Origin of the sequence: Methylobacterium sp. E-066 (genome assembly GCF_022829635.1) — a bacterium.
GTDB lineage: Bacteria > Pseudomonadota > Alphaproteobacteria > Rhizobiales > Beijerinckiaceae > Methylobacterium.
Genome location: NZ_JAKSYO010000165.1, coordinates 12,370 through 34,129 on the forward strand (window position 1 = coordinate 12,370; position 21,760 = coordinate 34,129).

The window sequence follows — 21,760 nt, forward strand, 5'->3', positions numbered from 1 at the left end:
GCGCAGGGCGGCCCTCCTTCAGGCCATCGGTTCAGGCTGTTCGTCTGCGCGCCACGAAAAGCGCTCGGATCCGGCTGATATGCGTCAGGGCTCAAGGGCTCGGAACGTGATTGCTGAACGAAGCAAGACGACGGCCGACCTCCGGAGTTTTCTCATGCTTCAGCCCTCCGGCGCAGTGGACCCGAGCGGCACCCCTGGGTTCCGGCGCATGTTCGCCCCGGGCCGCCTGACGGTCGGCGTCTTCTTCCCCATCGAGGCCTTCCAACGCGACCAGCCGACCATGCGCGATCAGGAGCGTCTGGCGGTTCGGGCGGAGGAACTGGGCTACGCGGCGCTCTGGACCCGCGACGTGCCCTTGCGGGATCCCAACTTCGGAGACCTCGGGCAGGTCTACGACCCATGGGTCTGGCTCGGCTGGATCGCCGCGCAAACACGCGCGATTGCCCTGGCGACGGGGTCGATCGTCCTGCCTCTCCGCCACCCGATCCATACCGCCAAGGCCGCCGCCTCCGTGGACCGCCTGTCCGGAGGCCGGCTCGTCATGGGGGTGGCCTCTGGTGACCGGCCAATCGAATTTCCGGCCTTCGGCGTACCCGCGGACGAGCGCGACGTCTTGTTTCGCGAGAGCTTCGCCGTCATCCGGACACTCCTCGAAGAGTCATTCCCAACTCTGCGCTCGCGCTTCGGAGATATGCTCGGCACCGTCGACCTGGTGCCGAAGCCGATCGGACGGCTGCCCCTCCTCGTCACCGGATCGAGCCGGCAGAGTCCGGAGTGGATCGCCGAACACGCGGACGGCTGGATCACCTACCCCCGCTCGATCGAGCGCCAAGCCGAACTTGCGGCGCGATGGCGGGCCACCGCGGCAGAGGTGGCGCCGGGCACCTTCAAGCCCTTCGCTCAATCCCTCTACGTCGATCTGCACACCGATCCGGATCACCCTCCGCAACCCATCCACCTCGGGTTCCGCAGCGGTCGCAAAGTCCTGCTCGACTTTCTCGTCGCGCTCCGCTCGATCGGCGTCCACCACGTCATCCTGAACCTCAAGTACGGCGCCCGCAGCGCGAGCGAGGTCCTTGAAGAGATCGGCCTCGAGGTGTTGCCGCAGCTGAAGGCCTAGCTCGGCCCGCGCATCAGACCGCCGCTCATGCGCTGAAGGGCGCCCGGATTCAGGAGGGTCACGTAGCGACCCTGCGTGGTGATCAGCCCGTCGCGGCGCAGCGTGGTGAATGTCCGACTCACGGTCTCGCTCGAGAGGCCGAGATAGTCCCCGATGTCGGTGCGCGACATCGGCAGATCGATCGATCGCGTGGTGGAAACTCTGCCCATGAAGTCGAGCAGGAAGTACGCGAGCTTCTGAGCGGCGCTGGCGCGACCGATCACTGAAAGATCCTCAGCCCGCTCGGCCATCCGCAGAAGCCATGACCAGAGCGCGTTCGCGATCTGTGAGTCCGATGCCGCAAGCGCGTCCAACTGGGAACGGGAACAGCGTACGGCCCGCGTGTCGCTGACCGCCTCGGCGGACGAGGCATGCCGTTGGGCGCGCTCCATCCCGAAGAACTCCCCGGAGAGATGGAAGCCGCGCACGACCCGATTGCCATCGCGGCTGACATTGATCGTGCGGACCATGCCGGCAACCACGCAGTAGACGAAATCTCCGACATCGCCTTCGGCGTAGAGGGTCGCGCCAGGGGAGAAATGGTCGACCCGCCCGAGCGACGCGATGCGAGCGAGTGTGAGATCGCCGGTGCCCCAAGCCAACGCGGGTGGCCAAGTGCCGTGAGGGCCGGGAGCGGGCAATACGTGACCATACTGCAGCATGATGCTCCCCTGTGGTGGCATTCATAGATCGAGCATTGTCACATTTCGCACAATGCGGAGAACACCTAGGGACTATCCCGGACCCGACCGCATCACCGTGAGCGCCACGCTCTTCGCTGGCGCCCCGGTCCGAGCCGCATGCACCCGAAACGGCAAGGGACTGACGCCCGTCAGGGCGACGCGCGCGGACCGGAGCAACATTCCCCGCGTCTTCGCCCTTCCTGGCAAGGACAGCCCAGTGATCAACGAGCGGATGTCGGATGCAAAGCGCCGGAGCCGTGGCATTCCGGGTGTCGCGCAGCGCCATGTTGAAGCCCGGCAGCAACCTTGCCATCGCAGCCCTGGTCGGGGCGACCGCGCGCGCTCGCACGCCGTCGAACGCCGCGGCGTCGACGTGCCTGCAAGGGCGCTGAAGAAGGGGCTTGAATCCCCTGACCGCGTCCGAACTTCGCGCCGAAACGGCGTAGCTTGCGCCGGTTCAGACGTATCCGAAGGCGCCGGAACTGATGCGTGTCAGTGTTGTGATCCCCCATCTCGTAGTTGGATGCGGAGTGACCGCTCTAGAGCGCTCGCCGCCGAAGTGGATGCCGGTTCGGCGTCAGCGAGCGCGTCACAGCAAGAACTTAGAGGCCTTCAAGGAGATTCGGGATGGGACAAGTCTTGGCACCCGGGGTTACGGCGCCCGATTTCACGCTCCGTGTCACACCCGATCAGACTCTATCGCTCGGCGATCTGCGCGGGCGGCCAGCTGTTCTCGCGTTCTATCCCGCAGATTGGAGCCCCGTCTGTGGAGATCAGATGGCGATCTACAATCAGGTGCTGCCGGAATTCAGGACTTACGACGCCGAAGTCGTCGGAATTTCCGTCGATAGTGCCTGGTGCCATCAGGCCTTCGCCGAGACACGCCACCTTCATTTTCCGCTGCTCGCAGACTTCGAGCCGAAGGGCGCCACCGCCAGGCAATACGGCGCCTACCGCGACGGCGAAGGTGTCTGCGAGCGGGCGCTCTTCGTCGTGGATCGCGACGGGATCATCTTCTGGAGCTACCGCTCCCCGATCGCCGTCAACCCCGGTGCAGACGGCATCCTCGATGCGCTGGAACGGCTTGAGACCCAGGAGAAAAGCCATGGCCGAACTCAGAGTGCCGGTTTCGGCCGCTGACCACACCCGAGGTGGCGCCAACGGGCGGGTGGTGCTCGTCGAATACGGTGACTACGAATGTCCGTATTGCCGTCTCGCGCATGTCCAGGTCCTGCAACTCGGGAAGCACTTCGGCGACGACCTGACCTACGTCTTCCGCCATTTCCCGCTGACTGAAATCCACCCGCATGCGGAGCCGGCTGCGGAAACCGCCGAGTTCGCGGGTGCACAGGGTCAGTTCTGGGACATGCACGACGCGATCTATGCGCATCAGGATCAGCTGAGCCTGCCGTTCCTGATGGAGGCAGCCCGGGCGCTCGGCCTGTCGGCGCGCAGTCTTGAGGCCGCCCTTGTCGAGAAAATCTTTACACCGAAGGTGGCGCAGGATTTCCGCGGCGGCGTGAGAAGTGGCGTAAACGGAACGCCAGCCTTCTTCATCAATGGCCATCGGCATGATGGTCCGTTCGACTACCAGCATCTGGCGGATGCCATCCAATCTGTGCGTTTCAGGTCGTGACCCCCGCTCTTGGCGGCAGAACCACGCCGGCGGGACCAAATTATAGCGCTCGATCTCTTCAAATCCGTTGGCGTCTCGCTGCCCAGCCGCCGGACAAAGCGGTTCGCGTTTTTTTTTGAAGACCAAGGTTCCGACGGCCGTGCCTGCCGGCGCCAATGCCTGCCACGTGCCAAGACATCGCAAATACCAAGTCTTAAAAATTCAAGACATCAGAGCAAAACTGATCGGCGTCATACCCGCGGGCGCCGCAGGATGTAGCATCGACCCGACGCAGCATGCGGCGCCTGCGATAAATACCGGTTCGATTTCGGCCTCGATGTCGATCGGTCTGTCTTGCTCAGACATGAAGGAGTATCTCCCATGGCGAAGGCGATCGGCATCGATCTCGGCACAACGAATTCATGCGTCGCCGCGATGGATGGCAGCAGAGCAAATGTCATCGAGAACGCCGAGGGTGGCCGCACGACGCCGTCGGTGGTGGCCTTCACGGAGTCCGGCGAGGTTCTGGTTGGGCAGCCGGCCAAGCGGCAGATGATTACAAATCCGGGAAACACCGTTTTCGCGATCAAGCGGCTCATCGGGCGGCGTTACGACGATCCGATTACCGAGAAAGACATCGCGATGGTGCCCTACACGATCGTGCCCGGGCGGAATGGCGACGCCTGGGTCGAGATCAAGGGCAAACCCTACAGCCCGAGCCAGATCTCCGCCTATGTCCTGCAGCGCATGCGTGAGACGGCCGAGTTGAAGCTCGGTCAATCGGTCACGCAGGCCGTCATTACGGTCCCGGCCTACTTCAACGACGCGCAGCGCCAGGCCACCAAGGATGCCGGCAAGATCGCCGGCCTCGAGGTGCTGCGCATCATCAACGAGCCGACAGCCGCCGCGCTCGCCTACGGCCTCGACAAGAAGGGCAGCGGCCGCGTCGCCGTCTACGACCTGGGCGGCGGCACCTTCGACGTCTCGATCTTGGAGATCGGCGACGGCGTGTTCGAGGTGAAGTCCACGAACGGCGACACCTTCCTCGGCGGCGAGGATTTCGACAACCGCGTGGTCGAATACCTCGCGGCCGAGTTCAAGCGCGAGCAGGGCATTGACCTGACCAAGGACAAGCTCGCGCTGCAGCGTCTCAAGGATGCCGCCGAGAAAGCAAAGATCGAGCTGTCCTCGGCGACCCAGACCGAGGTCAACCTGCCTTTCATCACGGCCGATCAGGCCGGACCGAAACACCTCACCGTCAAGCTCTCCCGAGCCAAGCTCGAAGCCCTCGTCGACGACTTGATCAAGCGCACGATCGGGCCGTGCCAGGCGGCGCTCAAAGATGCTGGCGTGCTGCCGTCCGACATTGCGGAGGTCGTCCTCGTCGGCGGTCAGACTCGGATGCCGAAGGTCCAGGAGACGGTCCAGAACCTCTTCGGACGCGAACCCCATCGGGGCGTCAATCCGGATGAGGTCGTCGCCATCGGTGCCGCGATCCAGGCCGGCGTGCTCCAGGGCGACGTCAAGGACGTGCTGCTGCTCGACGTGACCCCGCTGTCGCTCGGCCTGGAGACGCTCGGCGGCGTCATGACCAAGCTGATCGAGCGCAACACCACGATTCCGACGAAGCGCAGCCAGACCTTCTCGACGGCGGAGGACAACCAGAACGCCGTCACGGTCCGGGTCTTCCAGGGCGAGCGCGAGATGGCGGCCGACAACAAGATGCTCGGCCAGTTCGACCTCGTCGGCATCCCCCCAGCCCCCCGCGGCCAGCCGCAGATCGAGGTGACCTTCGACATCGACGCCAATGGCATCGTCAACGTGACGGCCAAGGACAAAGCCAGCGGCAAGGAACAGCAGATCCGTATTCAAGCCTCCAGCGGCCTGGACCAGAGCGAGATCCAGCGCATGGTGCGGGAGGCCGAGGCCCATGCCGAGGAGGACAAGCGACGTCGCGAACTGGCTGATGCCCGCAACCAAGCCGATGCTGCGATCTACGCGGCCGAGCGCAGCCAGGAGGAGGCCGGCGAGCGTGTTCCGAGCGACCTCAAGAACGCGTTGCAGCAGGCAATCGCGGCTCTGCGTGACGCGATGGGCGGCGAGGTCGTCGACCGCATCAAGCAGGCAATGGAGCCCTTGTCCAAGCTGGCCCAGCGTCTGGCGCAGGTCATGAGCGCTCCGCCGGAGGGAGCGGGTGCCGCCGGTGCCAATGGCGGCGGAAGCGCCCCGCAGCCGGAGGTGGTCGACGCGGAGTTCGAAGAGCACGGCCGCCAGGATCAGGGCGGGCACTAGAGCCGTTCCCGATCGCGTTGCAATCGGGCTCGCCTCTAAGTCCTTGATATGACGCGCTCGCTTGCGCCGAACCGGAATCCATTTCGGCGGCGAGCGCTCCAGCACAGCTTCGTACGCAGCATCGCAGCGCGAGGTCTTTGTGCCCGAGCAGGTTCAGAGATTTGTCCGCACTTTATGCGGTAACCATCCGAGGTGAGCGATGCGGATCGACACTTACACCGATCATCTCAAGGGCTTGATCCAGGCGGCGCAGAGCTTGGCGCAGCGCAAGGGCCACCAGCGGCTCACGCCGCTGCATCTCCTGGCGGCGCTGCTCGATGACGAAGACGGCCTGGCCAAACGATTGATTCAATCCGCAGGCGGTCGCCTCGATGGGCTCGCGTCGGCTCTGGACCGCGAATTGGCAAAGCTTCCGAGCATCGAGGGCGGGGGGGCCGGTCAGATCTTCATGGCGCCCGAAACCGCGCGCCTGTTCGACCAGGCCGAGGAGCGCGCGCGTGCGGCCGGGGACAGCTTCGTCACGGTCGAATACCTGCTCCTCGCCATAGCGGAGGCCTCGGACAGGCCCGGCGAACTGCTTCGGGAAGCTGGCGTGACGCCGGCGGCCCTCCATGGCGCCATCGCCGAACTCCGCAAAGGGCGCCGGGCCGACACCGCGTCGGCCGAAGACGGCTACGATGCGCTGAGGAAGTACACGCGCGATTTCACCGAGGATGCCCGCCAGGGCAAGCTCGATCCGGTCATCGGACGCGACGAGGAGATCCGGCGAACCATCGAAGTTCTGTCACGCCGGACGAAGAACAATCCCGTGCTGATCGGCGAGCCGGGCGTCGGCAAGACCGCGATCGTCGAAGGGCTTGCCCAGCGCATGGTCAACGGCGACGTCCCCGACACCCTGAAGGATCGGCGTCTGCTGTCCCTCGATCTCGGGGCTCTCCTGGCCGGCGCGAAGTATCGGGGCGAGTTCGAGGAGCGGTTGAAGGCTGTCCTTCAGGAAGTCACGGCTTCGGGGGACGTGATCCTGTTCATCGACGAGCTGCACACCCTCGTCGGCGCCGGAAAAGCCGAGGGGGCGATGGATGCCTCCAACATGCTCAAGCCCGCCCTGGCCCGGGGCGAGCTGCACTGCATCGGAGCCACCACCCTGGATGAGTATCGCAAGAACATCGAGAAGGATGCCGCGCTCGCCCGCCGCTTCCAGCCCGTGTTCGTCGGCGAACCCTCCGTCGAGGAGACAATCTCCATCCTGCGCGGTCTCAAGGAGAAGTACGAGCTCCATCACGGCGTGCGGATCACCGACAGCGCGATCGTCGCGGCCGCCACGCTGTCCCACCGCTACATCGCGGACCGGTTCCTCCCCGACAAGGCGATCGACCTCGTCGACGAAGCCGCGAGCCGGCTCCGGATCGCAGCGGAATCCAAGCCCCGGGAACTCGACGAGATCGACCGCCGCGTGATCCAGCTCAAGATCGAGCGGGAGGCCCTGAAGAAGGAGACGGATCCGGGCGCACGGGAGCGCCTGAAGAAGGTCGAGGCAGAGCTTGCGACCTTGGAGGCGCAGCAGGCCGAGCTGACGGCACGATGGGAGGCCGAGAAGGCGAAGCTCGGAGAAACAAAGCAGCTGAAGGAGCAGGCTGAGCAGGCCAGGATCGAACTTGAGCAGGTCGAGCGACGGGGCGACCTCAGCCGCGCAGGCGAACTGCTCTACGCCGTGATCCCACAATTGGAGAAACGCCTCGCGCTTGCGATGCAGGCGAGCCAGGGCCGGCTGATCAAGCAAGAGGTCGCGGCCGAGGACATCGCCGCCGTGGTCGCGCGCTGGACGGGCATTCCCGTCACGCGGATGCTCGAAGGCGAGCGCGACAAGCTGATGGCGATGGAAGACAAGCTCGGGCAGCGCGTGGTCGGCCAGGGACCGGCGGTCGTGGCCGTGTCCGACGCGGTCCGGCGGGCTCGCGCGGGCCTCCAGGACCCGAACCGGCCGATCGGCTCCTTCCTGTTTCTCGGGCCGACCGGCGTCGGCAAGACCGAGTTGTGCAAGGCACTGGCTGAATTCCTGTTCGACGATGAGCGGGCGATGCTGCGCGTCGACATGTCCGAATTCATGGAGAAGCACGCGGTCTCACGGCTCGTCGGCGCGCCGCCCGGCTATGTCGGCTATGAGGAGGGCGGCGTCCTGACGGAGGCGGTCCGGCGGCGACCCTATCAGGTGATCCTCTTCGACGAGGTCGAGAAGGCCCACCCGGATGTCTTCAATATCCTGCTGCAGGTGCTCGACGACGGGCGGCTGACGGACGGGCAAGGGAACACGGTCGACTTCCGCAACACGATCATCGTCCTGACCTCGAACCTCGGCGCCGAGTTCCTGGCCGCCCTGATGGAGGGCCAGCCGGCCGAGGCGGCCCGCGAGCAGGTCATGGAGGTCGTGCGCAGGGCATTCCGGCCGGAATTTCTCAACCGGCTCGACGAGATCATCCTGTTCAACCGACTGGGCCGCAGCGACATGCGCCGGATCGTCGACATCCAGCTCGAAGGCCTCGAAGTACGATTGGCCGAGCGGAAGATCGCCTTGCGCATCGAGGACGCGGCCAAGGACTGGCTCGCCAATGCCGGTTACGATCCGGTCTACGGCGCGCGTCCCCTTAAGCGCGTGATCCAGCGCCATCTGCAGAACCCGCTGGCCAAGATGCTGCTCACAGGTGCGATCAAGGACGGCGGCACGGTCCCGGTTTTGATCCTGAACGGACAGCTCACCGTCAACGGCTCGAGCTTGGCGCAGGCAGCCTGACATCACCGGCGTTGGAAGGAGGCATGGGATGGCTGAGAAGCCTTTGGATCACGCGAGCACTCCGCCCGCATCCGCCCGCCAGCCCTCACCTCTGGAGGCTCCCGAAGCGAGCGCGGCCCCCGAGTCGGGCACGGGCAAGACCGCAGCACTGCAGGCCGAGAATGCTGCGCTTCAGGACCGCGCCCTGCGGGCCTTGGCTGAAGCCGAGAATACGCGGCGTCGAGCGAAGCGCGACTTGGAGGACGAGCGGCAATTCGCAGTGACAGGCCTCGCCCGCGAGCTTCTGCCCGTCCTGGACAATCTGCGCCGGGCCATCGTCGCGGCGGAGCAGACGTCATCTCAGGGCGCGTCGCTCATCGACGGTGTGCGGGCCACGGAGCGTCAACTCATGGGGGTCCTGCAGCGCGTCGGCGTACAGCGGGTCGATGCCCTCGGCGCGCCGTTCGACCCGTCGCGGCATGAAGCGATCATGGAGGTCGACGACCCGTCGACCACGCCTGGGGCCGTCGCTGACGTCATGGAGGAGGGCTACGTCATTCACGACCGGCTGCTGCGGCCTGCCCGCGTCATCGTTACCCGCCGCGGAACGTCTCCGGACGATCATCAAGAGCCCAAGTCATCGCAGCAGCAGTAAGGCGTCTTGCCCGGCGTGTTGCGCGGCTCGCCACAAGACGGCGCAGGGAGGAAGCCTTGAGCGACGATCCCTATGCAATTCTCGGCGTGAAGACCGATGCCGCCCCGGATGAGATCCGGAAAACCTACCGCAAGCTCGCGCGCAAACTGCATCCCGACCTGAACCCCGGCAACACGGAGGCAGAAGAGCAGTTCAAGAACGTCTCGCGCGCCTATCATCTGTTGAACGATCCGGAGAAGCGCGCCCGCTTTGATCGCGGCGAGATCGACATCTCCGGCGTTGAGCGGCCCCGACAGCGCTACTATCGTGACTTTGCCGAGCCATCAGCCGACCACGCTTATACGAGCGATGCAGGCTTTGCGGATTTCGATGCCGACGACATCCTCTCCGAGTTCTTCGGACGCCGGGGTCGGTCGAATCTCAGGCGCCGGGGCGCCGATCCCCGCTATCACCTGAGCCTCGACTTTCTCGATGCGGTCAACGGCGCCACCCACGCGGTGACGCTGCCGGACGGCGCGACGCTCGACGTCCGGATCCCGCCGGGCACACGCGATGGGCAGATGCTTCGCCTGCGCGGCAAGGGGGAACCGGGTCAGGGCGGCGCGCCGCCTGGCGATGCCCTGATCGAGATCGGCGTCCGTCCGCATCCGGTCTTCCGGCGCGAGGGCGACGACATCCATTTCGAACAGGGCGTTCCGCTGCACGCGGCGGTGCTCGGTGGCCGGATCGCGGTGTCGGCCCCGGCCGGGCCGGTGACCCTGACGATCCCGAAGTGGAGCGATTCCGGAAAAGTGCTTCGCCTCAAGGGCAAGGGCGTTCCGCGGACGGACGGCACAGCTGGCGACGCCTACGTCAAGCTGCTGATCAAGCTTCCGGACAGGCCCGATCCCGAGCTCGAACGCGTGGTCGCCGCGTGGCATCGGCGTGTGTGAGGAGGGACGGTATGGACGAGCGCGAATTCCTGGCCCGGGCGGACCTGCGCCCCGATCGACTTCAGATCTGGCTTGAGACCGGCTGGCTCGCACCGGCCTTCCGGGAGGGCGCCTGGCATTATGTCGAGATCGATCTGGCCAGGGCTCAGCTGATCCAGGATCTGCAGCACGATCTTGGGATCAACGACGAGGGCATCGCGGTCGTGCTCGACCTCGTGGATCAGGTCGGCGGCTTGCGGCACGTGCTGCAGGCGGTTCTGCGAGCCTTGCGGGCACAGCCCGCCGCGATCCGCCGGCAGATTGCCGATGACTGCGCGGCGCATGGTCGAACGTGAAGTCAAACTGACCGGCGTCAGGGTTGAGATGTGCTCGATCCCCTAATCCAACGCTCTTCCGCCGCCCCGACCGAGGACACGAGCTGGGACGAATTCCGCAAGGCTGGCGGAGGCCCCCGACCCGCACGTGTCGGCCGGACATCGTCCGATCCGGCAATCTTGAAGCATTCGCCGGCTTAGAACCGGTGCACGATCGTCATCCGGGGCGTCATCGCAATCGTCTTCGGCATTCTGGCGGCCCCAGGACCAGTCCCGACGTGGTGCAACAACGGCGTTCACGCCTGCTGTCCCCCGGCCCACCCGGAAGGAATACGCACATGGTCACGTCAGCATTGCTCGTCATCCTGGACGCCACGCCCGGGAAGGAAGCGGAGGTCGAGGCGTTTCTGAGAAACGGCCAGCCCATCGTTCAAAACGAGCCGGGAACCGTCGCGTGGTTCGGCGTCCGCTTCGGCCCCTCGACGTTCGGGATCTTCGACGCGTTTCCCGATGAAGCGGGACGGCAAGCGCACCTCTCCGGCCTGCTGGCGGCGGCCCTGAGCGAGCGGACGCCCGAGCTTTTCGCCTCGCCGCCCCGGATCGAAGCGCTCGACGTGCTCGCGGCGAAGCTGCCCTGAGACGCCGCGCCGAGGGGAGCGCTGAACCCCAACCGTTCGATCCAGAACTGAGAGAAGGAGAAACCGTCATGGCATCAAGCAATCGCGTCATCACGTACATTGGTCCGAGAAAAGTCGAGGTCCAAAACTTCGAATATCCGAAGCTCGTCGACCCCAAAGGCAACAAGACGCCGCACGGGGCGATCCTCAAGATCGTCACCACCAACATCTGCGGCAGCGATCAGCATATCTACCGCGGCCGGTTCCCCGCGCCCGCGGGCATGGTGCTCGGCCACGAGATGACGGGCGAAGTGATCGAGACCGGGCCGGACGTGCATTTCATTAAGAAAGGCGACCTGTGCTCGGTCCCGTTTAACGTCTCATGCGGGCGGTGCCGCAATTGCAAGGAGCGCCATACCGACACCTGCATGAACGTCAACGATGCGGTCGATTGCGGCGCCTACGGATTCAATCTCGGCGGCTGGCAGGGCGGACAGTCGGACTATCTCATGGTCCCGTTCGCCGACTGGAACCTGCTTCGCTTCCCCGACAAGGATCAGGCCATGGCCAAGATCAAGGACCTGACCCTGCTCTCCGACATTCTGCCGACCGGCTTTCACGGTTGCATTCAGGCCGGCGTCAAATACGGGTCGACGGTCTATATCGCGGGCGCAGGCCCCGTCGGCCGGTGCGCCGCCGCCTCCGCCCACCTCCTCGGCGCCTCCTGCATCATCGTGGGCGACACCAACAGCAAGCGTCTCGCGCTCGTGAAGGGCGCCGGATATGAGACCGTGGATCTGTCTTCCGAAACACCGCTCGCCGACCAGATCGAGGCGATCCTCGGCGAACGGGAGGTGGATTGCGGCGTCGATGCCGTCGGCTTCGAGGCGCACGGGAATGGACCGGGCGCCGGAGTGGATCCGGCCGCCGTCCTCAACGCGATGATCACGGTCGTTCGGGCCAACGGCGCCGTCGGCGCGCCCGGCATCTATACGGCGGGCGATCCCGAGGCCGTCGACCCGGAGGCCAAAGCCGGTACGTATCGCATCGATTTCGGCAAGGCCTGGATCAAGTCGCCCCACATCTCGGCGGGCCAAGCACCCATCATGCACTACAACCGCGATCTGATGATGGCGATCCTCTGGGATCGCATGCCGTATCTCGGAAAGGTCGTGAACGTCGAGGTCATCCCGCTCGAACGAGCGCCCGACGCGTACCGGATGTTCGACCAGGGCTCGCCCAAGAAGTTCGTCATCGATCCGCACAACACGACGAAACTGTCGGCCTGAGTTACTGGCGGATTCCGAGGGCTACTCTGACCTGACCGGTATTTTGGACCTGCTCCTCTGGTCCTAGCTGATCCTCTCAATCAGCCCGGTCCAAGGCCAGCCGGTCAGGTCGTCACTTGCCAACTCGACGCCTCATACCGTTGCTGGGAAGGTCGTGAAAGCCTTCGAGGCTGGTTGATCGGGCTGGCAGCATCCAAGTGGCGTAGGTGGCGATGGCGTCAGGCACGTCGTGGCGAGCGCGGATTCATCGACAAGCCGACGACGAGGGAATGCATCGCACATGTTCGATGAGTGCCCGTCCTGAACGGTCCACGCCCTGCATCCGAGGCGCCATGCCGGATTTGAAAAGCCTCGACGTCTATTACTGGGCCGCGACCCTCGGCAGCTTCAGCCGCGCGGCCGAGCGATTGAACATGACGCAGCCCGGGGTCTCACAGCGGATCGCCGCGCTGGAACGGGAGTTCGGCCTGCCGCTGTTCGAGCGCGGCGCCCGTGCCGTCGTCCTCACGCCCAAGGGCCGCGAACTCCTGGGCTATGCCGAGCGCTTCCTGCGCCTACGCACTGAGATGATGGGCGCGGTCGCCAATCCCGCGGCGACGACCGGTGTGCTGCGGCTCGGCGCTTCGGAGACCCTGGTCCACACGTGGCTCATGCGGTTCATCGAAGCGATGAGCCGAACCTATCCCGGCGTGGCCGTAGACCTCTCGGTCGATGTCTCACCGAATATGCGCGACGCCCTCGCCCGGCACGAACTCGACCTCGCCTTCCTCGTTGGGCCCATCACGGCGCCGAACCTGATCAACCTCCCGCTCTCCCGATTCGCGATAGCCTGGATCGCCGCGCCCGGCCTCGATTTCGGCGACGGCGAGATCGGCTTGGCCGAACTGGTCCGATACCCCGTGATCACTTACCCCCGTAACACCAATCCCTATGCTCAGCTACGCGAGCTCCTAGCGCGCTCGAACCTGCCGCCGCCGCGGCTCTACAGCAGCGCCTCGCTCTCGACGATCGTACGTATGGCGGTGGAGGGCATCGGAGTCGGGGTAATCCCGGCCGAGACCGTGCGGGCTGAACTGGCGGACGGACGCTTGCGCGTCGTCGAGACGGCGGTGCGCCTGCCAGACATCGATTTTACCGCGACCTACGAGAACGTTCCGGACAACCGCCTCACGGCGGCGGCCGCCGAGATCGCACGCGACATCGCCCTCGACTGGTGTAGAGACCCATAAGCCAGGTTTATGAACTTCGATGAGAAAAGATAATTCGACCTCCGCTGCCTAAAGGATAGGCTTGCCGCATAGAGAGGCAGAGGAGGCTGAACATGGCGTCCACGGCGACAATGCGCGCGAGCGATCTGGGGGCCCGGGCGACGTGGAGTGGGCGCGAAAGCCGACTCGCCTGCCGCGCTGGAACGATCGCCGGCAGCACCGCGGGTGTCGCCGACGGCTACGTACAGGGAAATCTTGCCGTCTTCCCCGAGCGACTGGCCGACGATTTCCGCCTGTTCGCCGAGCGCAACCCGAAATCCTGCCCGGTGATCGGCGAGTCGCAGCCCGGCAGCCGCACGATCCCTGAACTCGGTCTCGACCTCGACCTCGCCACCGATGTGCCGGGCTACCGCGTCTGGCGCGATGGCACGGTGGTCGGGGAGCGGACGGAGGTCGCCGACCTCTGGCGCGACGACCTTGTGGCCTTCGTCATCGGCTGCTCGTTCTCGTTCGAGGCGGCCCTCGTCGAGGGCGGACTGCCCCTGCGCCACGTCGAGATGGGCGTGCGCGTGCCGATGTACCGGACGAGCATTCCTTGCACCCCGGCCGGCCCGTTCGCGGGGCCGATGGTGGTCTCGATGCGCCCGCTCACCCCCGCGCAGGCGATCCGTGCCGTTGAGATCACCGCCCGCTATCCCCGGGTGCACGGCGCCCCTGTCCACCTCGCCCGGCCAGACCTGATCGGCATCCGCGACCTCAGTGCCCCCGATTACGGCGACCCGGTGCGGATCGGCGCGGACGAGATTCCGGTGTTCTGGGCCTGCGGGGTCACCCCCCAGTCGGTGATCGCGTCGGCCCGGCCGGACTTCGCAATCACCCACGCGCCGGGCTGCATGCTCATCACCGACCGACTCAACGCCGAATTCGCGATGGCGTGATTCCCGCATTCCGGCTCCCGCACCTTTCGGAGAACGCCCCATGCTGCGTCGTCGCGAAATTCTGGCCGCTGGCGCCCTGGCGCTCGCGGGCCTCGGGTCCCACCGCGCGATCGCTGCCGACGAGGTGGTGGTCGGCGTGCTCTACGCCCTGTCCGGCGCCAGCGCCCAGAACGGCGTCGATGCCCGCCGCGCCTTCGAGACGGCCCTCGACGTGATCAACGAGAGCCACGACCTCGACCTGCCAGCCGCCAAGGGCGTCGGCCTCGAAGGTCTCGGTGGCGCCAAGATCCGCCTCGTCATCGCCGACCACCAGGGGGACCCGCAGAAGGGCCGCGCCGAGGCGGAGCGCCTGATCACCCAGGACAAGGTCGTGGCGATCGTCGGCGCCTACCAGTCCAGCGTCTCGGCCACGGTGAGCGCGGTATGCGAGCGCTACGGCGTGCCCTTCGTCTGCGCCGATTCCTCCTCGCCGAGCCTGACCCGGCGGAACCTGAAATACATCTTCCGCCCGGCCGCCAACGACGAGATGTTCTCCGCGGCGATGTTCGATTTCATGGACGGCCTGCGCAAGCAGGGCACGGCGATCGACTCGGTGGCCCTGTTCTACGAGGACACGATCTACGGCATCGATTCGTCCAACGTGCAGCGCAAGCTCGCCAACGAGCGCGGCTACAAGGTCGCCGCGGACGTGAAGTACAAGAGCAACTCCCCCTCGCTGACCGCCGAGGTGCAGGCGCTCAAGACTGCCGGCGCCGACGTGCTGCTGCCGACCTGCTACACCAACGACGCGATCCTCCTCACCAAGACCATGGGTGAGCTCGGCTACAAGCCGAAAGCGATGATTGCCCAGGCCGCGGGCTTCTCCGAGAAGTCGGTGTTCGATGCAGTGGGCGAGCGGCTGCAGGGGCTGATCTCGCGGGCGAGCTTCTCGCTGGATCTGGCCGCCAAGCGCCCGTCGGTCGGCATCGTCAACGACATGTTCCGCAAGCGGGCCGACCGCGACCTCAATGACAACACCTCGCGCCAGTTCACCGCGATGCTCGTGCTGGCCGACGCCCTCAACCGGGCGGGCTCCACAGACGGCGCGAAGCTGCGGGCGGCGCTGGCGGCCACCGACATCCCCGGCACGCGCACGATCATGCCTTGGAAGACGGTGGCCTTCGATGCCGGCGGCCAAAACCCGGACGCGACGCCGGTGCTGATCCAGTACGTCGGCACCAAGTTCGTGACGGTGTTCCCCAAATCCGCGGCCGTCGCCCCGGCCGTCTGGCCCATGAACGCTTGAGCGTACGCCTCACCCCCTCGGCAGCCGCGGGAACCCACCAATGACGATGCAAGCGCTGGTGCAGGTGCTGGCGAGCGGCCTGCTCACCGGGCTGATCTACGGCCTCGTCGCGGTCGGCCTATCGCTGATCTTCGGCCTGATGGACGTGGTCAACTTCGCCCATGGCGAGTTCCTGATGCTCGCCATGTACGCGACCTTCGGGCTGGTGATGGTCTCGGGCCTCGATCCCGTCGTGCTGATGCCCCTGGTCGCTGCCCTGATGTTCGTGCTCGGCGGCACGGTCTATGTCGGCGTGGTCCGCTTCGCGATGCGCGCCCGGGCCAACCAGGGCATGGTGCAGATCTTCGCGACCTTCGGGCTGGCGACCCTGCTCCAGGGCGTCGCGCAATACCTGTTCACCCCGGATTACCGCAGCCTCTCCAACTCCTGGCTCGGGGGCAAGACCCTCGACCTCGGCGGCATCTTCCTGCCCTGGCCGCAGATCTTCGGAGCGCTGGTGTCGCTCGCCGCCTTCGGTGGCCTGTTCCTCCTGATGACGCGGACCGATTTCGGCCGGGCGCTGGAGGCGACCCGCGAGGACCAGGGCGCCGTCGCCCTGGTCGGCATCGACTGCAACCGGGTCTTCGCCCTCGGCTGGGGACTGGGCGCCGCCCTGGTCGGGCTCGCGGGCGCCGTGCTCGCGGTGTTCTATTACATCCATCCCGGCGTCGGCGGCGCCTTCGCGCTGATCGCCTACGTCACCGTCGCGCTCGGCGGCTTCGGCAGCGTGTTCGGCGCCCTGGCAGCGGGCCTGATCGTCGGGCTGGTCGAGGCGGCAACCGCCCTGATCCTGCCGCCCTCGCTCAAGTCGGTGGGCGTCTACGCCCTCTACCTCCTCGTGGTTCTGGTGCGGCCCCAGGGCCTGTTCGGGAGGCTCTGAAATGGCCGGCACGACGATCACCGCAGCCCCGACCGGATCGCTGCCCCTGGACGAATCGGCCCGCCGCTTTACCGCCAAGCGCCGCCGCAGCCTCTATGTGGGCGCGGTGGTCTTCGCGGCGCTCGCCGCCCTGCCCTACGCGATCCGGGACGTCTACCTCCAGAACGTGCTGGTGCTGACCCTGCTCTACGCGGCCCTGTCGCAGAGCTGGAACATCCTTGGAGGCTATTGCGGCCAGATCTCGCTGGGCCACGCGCTCTACTTCGGCATCGGCGCCTACGCGACCAGCATCCTGTTCGTGAATTACGGGATCACCCCCTGGGCAGGGCTGGGTCTCGGCGCGGTGATCGCCGCCCTGGTGGCCCTGGCGATCGGCTGGCCCTGCTTCCGCCTCGGCGGCCACTACTTCTCCATCGCCACCATCGTCATCGCCGAGGCCGGGCTGCTGCTGGTGCAGAACTGGGACTTCGTCGGCGGGGCGATGGGCGTGCAATGGCCGTTCAACCCCGATGCCTGGGCGACCCTCCAGTTCGCCCAGGACAAGGTCCCTTACGTCCACCTCGCCCTCGGCCTGTTCGTCGCCACCTGGCTCGTGACCTACGGAGTGGCGGAATCCCGCTGGGGCTACGGCTGGCGGGCGGTGAAGGACGACCCGGCCGCCGCCCAGAGCCTTGGTGTCGAGGTGTTTCGCTCGAAGATGGCGGCGGCGGCGATCTCGGCCTTCTTCACGGCCATCGGCGGCGGGCTCTACGCGGCCTACGTCTCCTATATCGACCCGGAGAGCGTGATGAGCTTCCGCTTCTCCCTGCTCTTCGCCCTGCCGGCGGTGCTTGGTGGGGTCGGCACGCTGTGGGGCGCGCTGGTCGGGGCGGTGATCCTCATCCCGATCACCGAGATCAGCCGCTCCTATCTCGGCGGCACCGGCAGCGGGATCGACCTGATCTTCTACGGTGCCCTCGTGATGATCGTGTCTTTGGCCCGGCCCGAGGGCGTGCTGAGCCTGTTCAAGCGCACGCGCAAGGCGCGCAACGCGGAGATCTGACCGGTGAGCGCGAATACGAGCGGTCCGATCCTGCGCGTCGACGACGTGACGCTGGCCTTCGGCGGCCTCGTCGCCAACCGCGACGTGACCCTCGACGTGGCCCGCGGCGAAATCCTCGGGCTGATCGGCCCGAACGGGGCCGGCAAGTCGACCCTGTTCAACCTGATCTCCGGTGTCTACCGGCCGAACCGGGGCCGAATCCTGTTCGAGGGCGCCGACATCACCCGGCTGCCCCCGGCCGAGCGCTGCCGGCGGGGAATCGCCCGCACCTTCCAGGTGCCGCGCTCGTTCGACTCGATGAACGTGCTGGAGAACGTCACCGTCGGCGCGCTGGCCCGCCATCCGACCGCCGCCGCCGCCCGCCGTGCCGCTCTGGAGACCCTGGAACGGGTCGAGCTCACTCACCGCACCGAGGCGGTGGCCGGGGAGCTGACGCCCCCGGAGAAGCGCCGCCTCGAGGTCGCGCGGGCGCTCGCCACCGGCCCGAGCCTGCTCCTCCTCGACGAGGTGCTCACCGGCCTTACGCCCTCCGAGGCCAAGGCCGGCGTGGGGCTGATCCGGCGTGTAGCGGAAGCCGGCGTCACCGTGATCATGGTCGAGCACGTGATGGAGGTGGTGATGCCGCTGGTCGACCGCGCGGTGGTGCTCCACCTCGGCAGCGTGCTGGCCCAGGGGCTTCCGGCCGAGTTGGTCCGGGACGACGCGGTGATCACCGCCTATCTCGGGGAGCGTCACCGTGCTGCTTGAGGTCGCGGGTCTCTCCACCGCCTACCAGGGGCTGCTGGCGATCCAGGACGTGTCGCTCGCCGTCGCCGAAGGCGAGATCGTCGTGGTGGCGGGCGCCAACGGGGCGGGCAAGTCGACCCTGCTTAAGTCGATCGCCGGCCTGGAACGCCCACGGGACGGCGCCGTGACCTTCGACGGCGCCCGCCTCGACGGCCTGCCCGGCCACGTCATCACCGCCCGCGGCGTCGCCTACGTCCCTGAGAACAAGCGGCTGTTCCCACGCCTCTCGGTCGCCGACAACCTGCGCCTTGGCAGCTATCTGCACCGGGGCAAGGACGACCGTGAGGCCCCGCTGGCCCAGGTCTTCGCGCTGTTCCCCCGGTTGAAGGAGCGTCTGCCGCAGCGAGCCGCGACCCTCTCCGGCGGCGAGCAGCAGATGCTGGCCATCGGCCGGGCGCTGATGACCCGCCCCCGGCTGCTGATGCTCGACGAGCCCTCGCAGGGCATCATGCCCAAGCTCGTCGACGAGATCTTTGCCGCCGTCACGGCGATCCGCGACGCCGGCGTGACCGTTCTGCTGGTCGAGCAGCGGCTCGCCGAGAGCCTCGCCATCGCCGACCGCGCCTACGTCCTCCAGACCGGGCGCGTCATCCTCTCCGGGCCGGCAGCGCAGGTGCGCGACGATCCTGAGGTGCGGCGGGCCTATCTCGGAATCTGATAGCGTCCCACGGCCGGCATCGCCGGCACACGGTAAGTCGGGAGCCCGTTCGATGACCAGCGTGGACCTCAACTCCGACCTCGGCGAGGGCTACGGCGCCTATGCCTGCGGCGACGACGCGGCGATCCTCGACGTCGTGACCTCGGCCAACGTCGCCTGCGGCCTGCACGCGGGCGATCCCGAGATCATGGCCCGCACCTTCGCTCTGGCGAAGCAGAGGGGGGTCGCGGTGGGCGCTCATCCGGGCTTCCCCGACCTGTGGGGCTTCGGCCGCCGCCGCATCCCGTTCAGCCCGGGCGAGATCGAGCGGCTGGTGGCCTATCAGGTCGGCGCCGCCCAGGCATTGGCGGCCTATGCCGGGCACCGGCTCACCTACGTCAAGACGCATGGGGCGCTCGGCAACGTCGCGGCGGAGGAGCGTTCGGTGGCCGACGCGGTCGCGCGCGCGGTCAAGGCCGTCGATCCGAACCTCGCCCTGCTCGCCATCGCGCTGAGCGCGCAGGTGGCGGCGGGGGATGCCGCGGGGCTTGAGGTCCACCAGGAGATCTTCGCCGACCGCGGCTACACCGAGGATGGGCTGCTGATCCCGCGCAGCCAGCCCGGCGCCTTCGTCACGGACCCGGACTTGGCGGCCGACCGGGTGCTGCGCATGGTTCAGGGGGGCATCATCCTGACCGCGTCGGGCCGGGAATTGCCGACCCCGATCCGCTCGATCTGCGTCCACGGGGACACCGCCCACGCGGTGGCCACCGCGCGTGCCGTCCGCGCCATTCTGGAGGGCGGCGGCGTGACGCTCGCCCCGTTCCGGCCATGAGCGCCCCCCGCCTCCTCGACGCGGGCGAGGCGGCTCTGATCGTGGAGTTCGGCACCACGGTCGATCCGGCGCTCAGCGACCGGGTGCTGGCGCTCGACGAGGCGCTTGCCGCCGATCCGCCACAGGGTCTGCGCGAGCGGGTGCCGACCTACCGCTCCCTGATGCTGCACTACGACCCTCTCGTTCTCGACCGGGCGCGGCTCGCCGACCACGTGATGCGGCTGGCCGGGAACGCTGCGGAGCGCGCAGGAGCGGCCAGCCTGTGGACGCTGCCCTGCTGCTACGACGCCCCGCACGGGGAGGACGTCGCCGAACTCGCCGGGCGTGCTGGGCTGTCGCCCGAGGCGGTGGTCGCGCTCCATGCCGGGGCGACCTACCGGGTCTACATGTACGGTTTCGCTCCGGGCTTCGCCTATCTCGGAGGTCTCCCGAAGGACCTCGCGACACCGCGGCGCGCGAGTCCGCGACCGCCGCACCCACGCAACGCCGTGGTGGTGGGCGGCGGCCTCGCCGCGGTCGCCACCGTGCCGATGCCCACCGGCTGGTACGTGGTCGGCGCCACGCCGTCCCGGCTCTACGCCCCCGAACGCGCGGAGAGCTTCTTTGTGGCGGCCGGCGACGCGATCCGGTTCGAGCCGGTGGACGCGGCGACCTTCGATGCACTCACAGCTCGCGAGGCGTCGGGCGAGCGTGTGGCCCGGAAAGGGGCCACCGCATGAGCGCCCTCATTATCGAGGCCGCCGGTCCTGCCATCACCCTGCAGGATGGCGGCCGGCACGGCTACCTGCGCTACGGCTTCACCGCCGCAGGGCCGATGGACCCGCTGATGCACGCCACCGCCAACCGGGCGGCTGGCGCCCCCCTCGACGCGGCGGCGATCGAGATCTCCACCGGCGGGGTCACGGTCGCGGTCGAGGGCGGTCCCGTTGGGCTGGCGCTCGCCTCCACGGGGTTCCGCATCGCCCTCGACGGCGAGCCGCTGCCGGCCGCCGTCGCGCTCACGCTGGAGCCGGGCCGGAGCCTGGTCGTGCGCGCCGGAGACATCGGGTCCTGGGGCTACCTCGCCGTCCAGGGTCGGCTCGACCTCGCCCCGGTGCTGGGCTCACTGGCGACCCACACCCGCTCCGGCGTCGGCGGCCTCGACGGCCGGGGGCTGGCTGCCGGCGATCGCCTCCCGGTGGCCGAGCCCCGGGCCGGCGAGGTCTCGCCACATCGCCTGATCGTCCCGTGGCTCGACCGGAATCCCGAAACAATCCGGGTCGTGCTCGGCCCCCAGGACGATTACTTCGCTCCCGACCAGATCGCCGCTTTCCTCGCCGGTCCCTGGACCGTCTCGCCCCGCGGCGACCGCATGGCCTGCTTCCTGGACGGCACACCGCTCAAGCACGCCAAGGGCCACGACATCGTCTCCGACGGCGTCGCGATGGGCGCGATCCAGGTGCCCGGCAACGGCCTGCCGATCATCCTGATGGCGGACCGGCAATCCACCGGCGGCTATCCGAAGATCGCCACGGTGATCGGCCCCGATCTCGGACGGCTGGCCCAGGTCCGCGGCGGCACGCGGATCGCCTTCTGGGCGGTATCGGTCGCTGATGCGGTCGCGGCCCGGCGCGCCGAGGCGGAATTCCTGCGTGGCCCGGTCCCGCGCGAGCCGGTGGTGCGAACCGATTTCTCGTCCGACTTCCTTCTCGGCCTCAACCTCGTCGACGGAGTCACCGACGGGCGGGGTTGGGGATACGATCATCGATAGGCGTGTCTCAGTCCGGTTGCACTTGTGTGCCGCCGCC

Annotated in this window: 22 protein-coding genes; 20 read left to right on the forward strand and 2 right to left on the reverse strand. The window is 67.3% G+C overall.

The features are described from left to right. Positions 1-208 precede the first annotated feature (208 nt). Complete coding sequence (locus tag MKL20_RS22510; RefSeq protein WP_244038592.1) at positions 209-1,120, forward strand: LLM class oxidoreductase; 912 nt, start codon at positions 209-211, stop codon at positions 1,118-1,120. On the opposite strand, the gene MKL20_RS22515 is transcribed toward MKL20_RS22510, so the two are convergent. Then, positions 1,117-1,821: a helix-turn-helix domain-containing protein gene (locus MKL20_RS22515; RefSeq protein ID WP_244038531.1), complete on the reverse strand. Its 705-nt coding sequence runs from the start codon at positions 1,819-1,821 to the stop codon at positions 1,117-1,119. The genes MKL20_RS22510 and MKL20_RS22515 overlap by 4 nt on opposite strands. Positions 1,822-2,469: 648 nt before the next feature. On the opposite strand from MKL20_RS22515, the gene MKL20_RS22520 reads away from it, so the two are divergent. Both MKL20_RS22520 and MKL20_RS22525 read left to right on the forward strand, forming a co-directional pair. Next, on the forward strand, positions 2,470-2,982 hold the full coding sequence (locus MKL20_RS22520) for a redoxin domain-containing protein (protein WP_244038532.1): 513 nt from the start codon (positions 2,470-2,472) through the stop codon (positions 2,980-2,982). After that, a complete protein-coding gene (locus tag MKL20_RS22525) occupies positions 2,948-3,478 on the forward strand; it encodes a DsbA family protein (protein WP_244038533.1) in 531 nt (176 codons plus the stop codon). Before MKL20_RS22520 ends, MKL20_RS22525 begins: the two co-directional genes overlap by 35 nt. Before the next feature lie 201 nt (positions 3,479-3,679). On the opposite strand, the gene MKL20_RS22530 is transcribed toward MKL20_RS22525, so the two are convergent. Continuing rightward, the gene (locus MKL20_RS22530) at positions 3,680-3,823 is read right to left on the reverse strand and encodes a hypothetical protein (RefSeq protein ID WP_244038534.1); all 144 of its coding nucleotides are present in this window, start codon (positions 3,821-3,823) and stop codon (positions 3,680-3,682) included. A 15-nt stretch (positions 3,824-3,838) separates the two neighbouring features. Here MKL20_RS22530 and dnaK point away from each other — a divergent pair, with 15 nt between their 5' ends. From dnaK to MKL20_RS22615, 17 genes are all read left to right on the forward strand, one after another. Continuing rightward, positions 3,839-5,749, forward strand: coding sequence for a molecular chaperone DnaK (dnaK, locus tag MKL20_RS22535; RefSeq protein WP_244038535.1), 1,911 nt, complete (start codon positions 3,839-3,841; stop codon positions 5,747-5,749). A 199-nt stretch (positions 5,750-5,948) separates the two neighbouring features. Next, positions 5,949-8,537 (forward strand): ATP-dependent chaperone ClpB, encoded by a 2,589-nt coding sequence (gene clpB / locus MKL20_RS22540; protein ID WP_244038536.1) that lies wholly within the window; start codon positions 5,949-5,951, stop codon positions 8,535-8,537. A gap of 28 nt (positions 8,538-8,565) precedes the next feature. Beyond that, positions 8,566-9,171 carry a nucleotide exchange factor GrpE gene (locus MKL20_RS22545; protein ID WP_244038537.1) on the forward strand — a complete coding sequence of 202 codons (606 nt, stop codon included), beginning with the start codon at positions 8,566-8,568 and terminating at the stop codon, positions 9,169-9,171. Between the two features lie 56 nt (positions 9,172-9,227). Continuing rightward, positions 9,228-10,103 carry a DnaJ C-terminal domain-containing protein gene (locus tag MKL20_RS22550; protein WP_244038538.1) on the forward strand — a complete coding sequence of 292 codons (876 nt, stop codon included), beginning with the start codon at positions 9,228-9,230 and terminating at the stop codon, positions 10,101-10,103. A gap of 11 nt (positions 10,104-10,114) precedes the next feature. After that, complete coding sequence (locus MKL20_RS22555) at positions 10,115-10,438, forward strand: chaperone modulator CbpM (RefSeq protein WP_244038539.1); 324 nt, start codon at positions 10,115-10,117, stop codon at positions 10,436-10,438. A 317-nt stretch (positions 10,439-10,755) separates the two neighbouring features. Then, the gene (locus tag MKL20_RS22560; RefSeq protein ID WP_244038540.1) at positions 10,756-11,055 is read left to right on the forward strand and encodes a putative quinol monooxygenase; all 300 of its coding nucleotides are present in this window, start codon (positions 10,756-10,758) and stop codon (positions 11,053-11,055) included. Between the two features lie 68 nt (positions 11,056-11,123). Continuing rightward, positions 11,124-12,323 carry an alcohol dehydrogenase catalytic domain-containing protein gene (locus tag MKL20_RS22565; RefSeq protein WP_244038541.1) on the forward strand — a complete coding sequence of 400 codons (1,200 nt, stop codon included), beginning with the start codon at positions 11,124-11,126 and terminating at the stop codon, positions 12,321-12,323. 332 nt (positions 12,324-12,655) lie between these two features. After that, positions 12,656-13,552 carry a LysR family transcriptional regulator gene (locus MKL20_RS22570; RefSeq protein WP_244038542.1) on the forward strand — a complete coding sequence of 299 codons (897 nt, stop codon included), beginning with the start codon at positions 12,656-12,658 and terminating at the stop codon, positions 13,550-13,552. 110 nt (positions 13,553-13,662) lie between these two features. Next, a complete protein-coding gene (locus MKL20_RS22575; RefSeq protein WP_244038593.1) occupies positions 13,663-14,469 on the forward strand; it encodes a putative hydro-lyase in 807 nt (268 codons plus the stop codon). A 40-nt stretch (positions 14,470-14,509) separates the two neighbouring features. After that, positions 14,510-15,754, forward strand: coding sequence for an ABC transporter substrate-binding protein (locus MKL20_RS22580; protein WP_244038543.1), 1,245 nt, complete (start codon positions 14,510-14,512; stop codon positions 15,752-15,754). A 40-nt stretch (positions 15,755-15,794) separates the two neighbouring features. After that, on the forward strand, positions 15,795-16,673 hold the full coding sequence (locus tag MKL20_RS22585; protein WP_244038544.1) for a branched-chain amino acid ABC transporter permease: 879 nt from the start codon (positions 15,795-15,797) through the stop codon (positions 16,671-16,673). A 1-nt stretch (position 16,674) separates the two neighbouring features. Continuing rightward, a complete protein-coding gene (locus MKL20_RS22590; protein WP_244038545.1) occupies positions 16,675-17,715 on the forward strand; it encodes a branched-chain amino acid ABC transporter permease in 1,041 nt (346 codons plus the stop codon). A gap of 3 nt (positions 17,716-17,718) precedes the next feature. After that, positions 17,719-18,462 (forward strand): ABC transporter ATP-binding protein, encoded by a 744-nt coding sequence (locus tag MKL20_RS22595; RefSeq protein WP_244038546.1) that lies wholly within the window; start codon positions 17,719-17,721, stop codon positions 18,460-18,462. After that, the gene (locus MKL20_RS22600) at positions 18,452-19,159 is read left to right on the forward strand and encodes an ABC transporter ATP-binding protein (protein ID WP_409568186.1); all 708 of its coding nucleotides are present in this window, start codon (positions 18,452-18,454) and stop codon (positions 19,157-19,159) included. Before MKL20_RS22595 ends, MKL20_RS22600 begins: the two co-directional genes overlap by 11 nt. A gap of 52 nt (positions 19,160-19,211) precedes the next feature. Continuing rightward, the gene (locus MKL20_RS22605; RefSeq protein ID WP_244038547.1) at positions 19,212-19,973 is read left to right on the forward strand and encodes a 5-oxoprolinase subunit PxpA; all 762 of its coding nucleotides are present in this window, start codon (positions 19,212-19,214) and stop codon (positions 19,971-19,973) included. Continuing rightward, positions 19,970-20,692: a 5-oxoprolinase subunit B family protein gene (locus tag MKL20_RS22610; RefSeq protein ID WP_244038548.1), complete on the forward strand. Its 723-nt coding sequence runs from the start codon at positions 19,970-19,972 to the stop codon at positions 20,690-20,692. Before MKL20_RS22605 ends, MKL20_RS22610 begins: the two co-directional genes overlap by 4 nt. Beyond that, the gene (locus tag MKL20_RS22615; protein ID WP_244038549.1) at positions 20,689-21,723 is read left to right on the forward strand and encodes a biotin-dependent carboxyltransferase family protein; all 1,035 of its coding nucleotides are present in this window, start codon (positions 20,689-20,691) and stop codon (positions 21,721-21,723) included. Before MKL20_RS22610 ends, MKL20_RS22615 begins: the two co-directional genes overlap by 4 nt. The last annotated feature ends 37 nt before the right edge of the window (positions 21,724-21,760 follow it).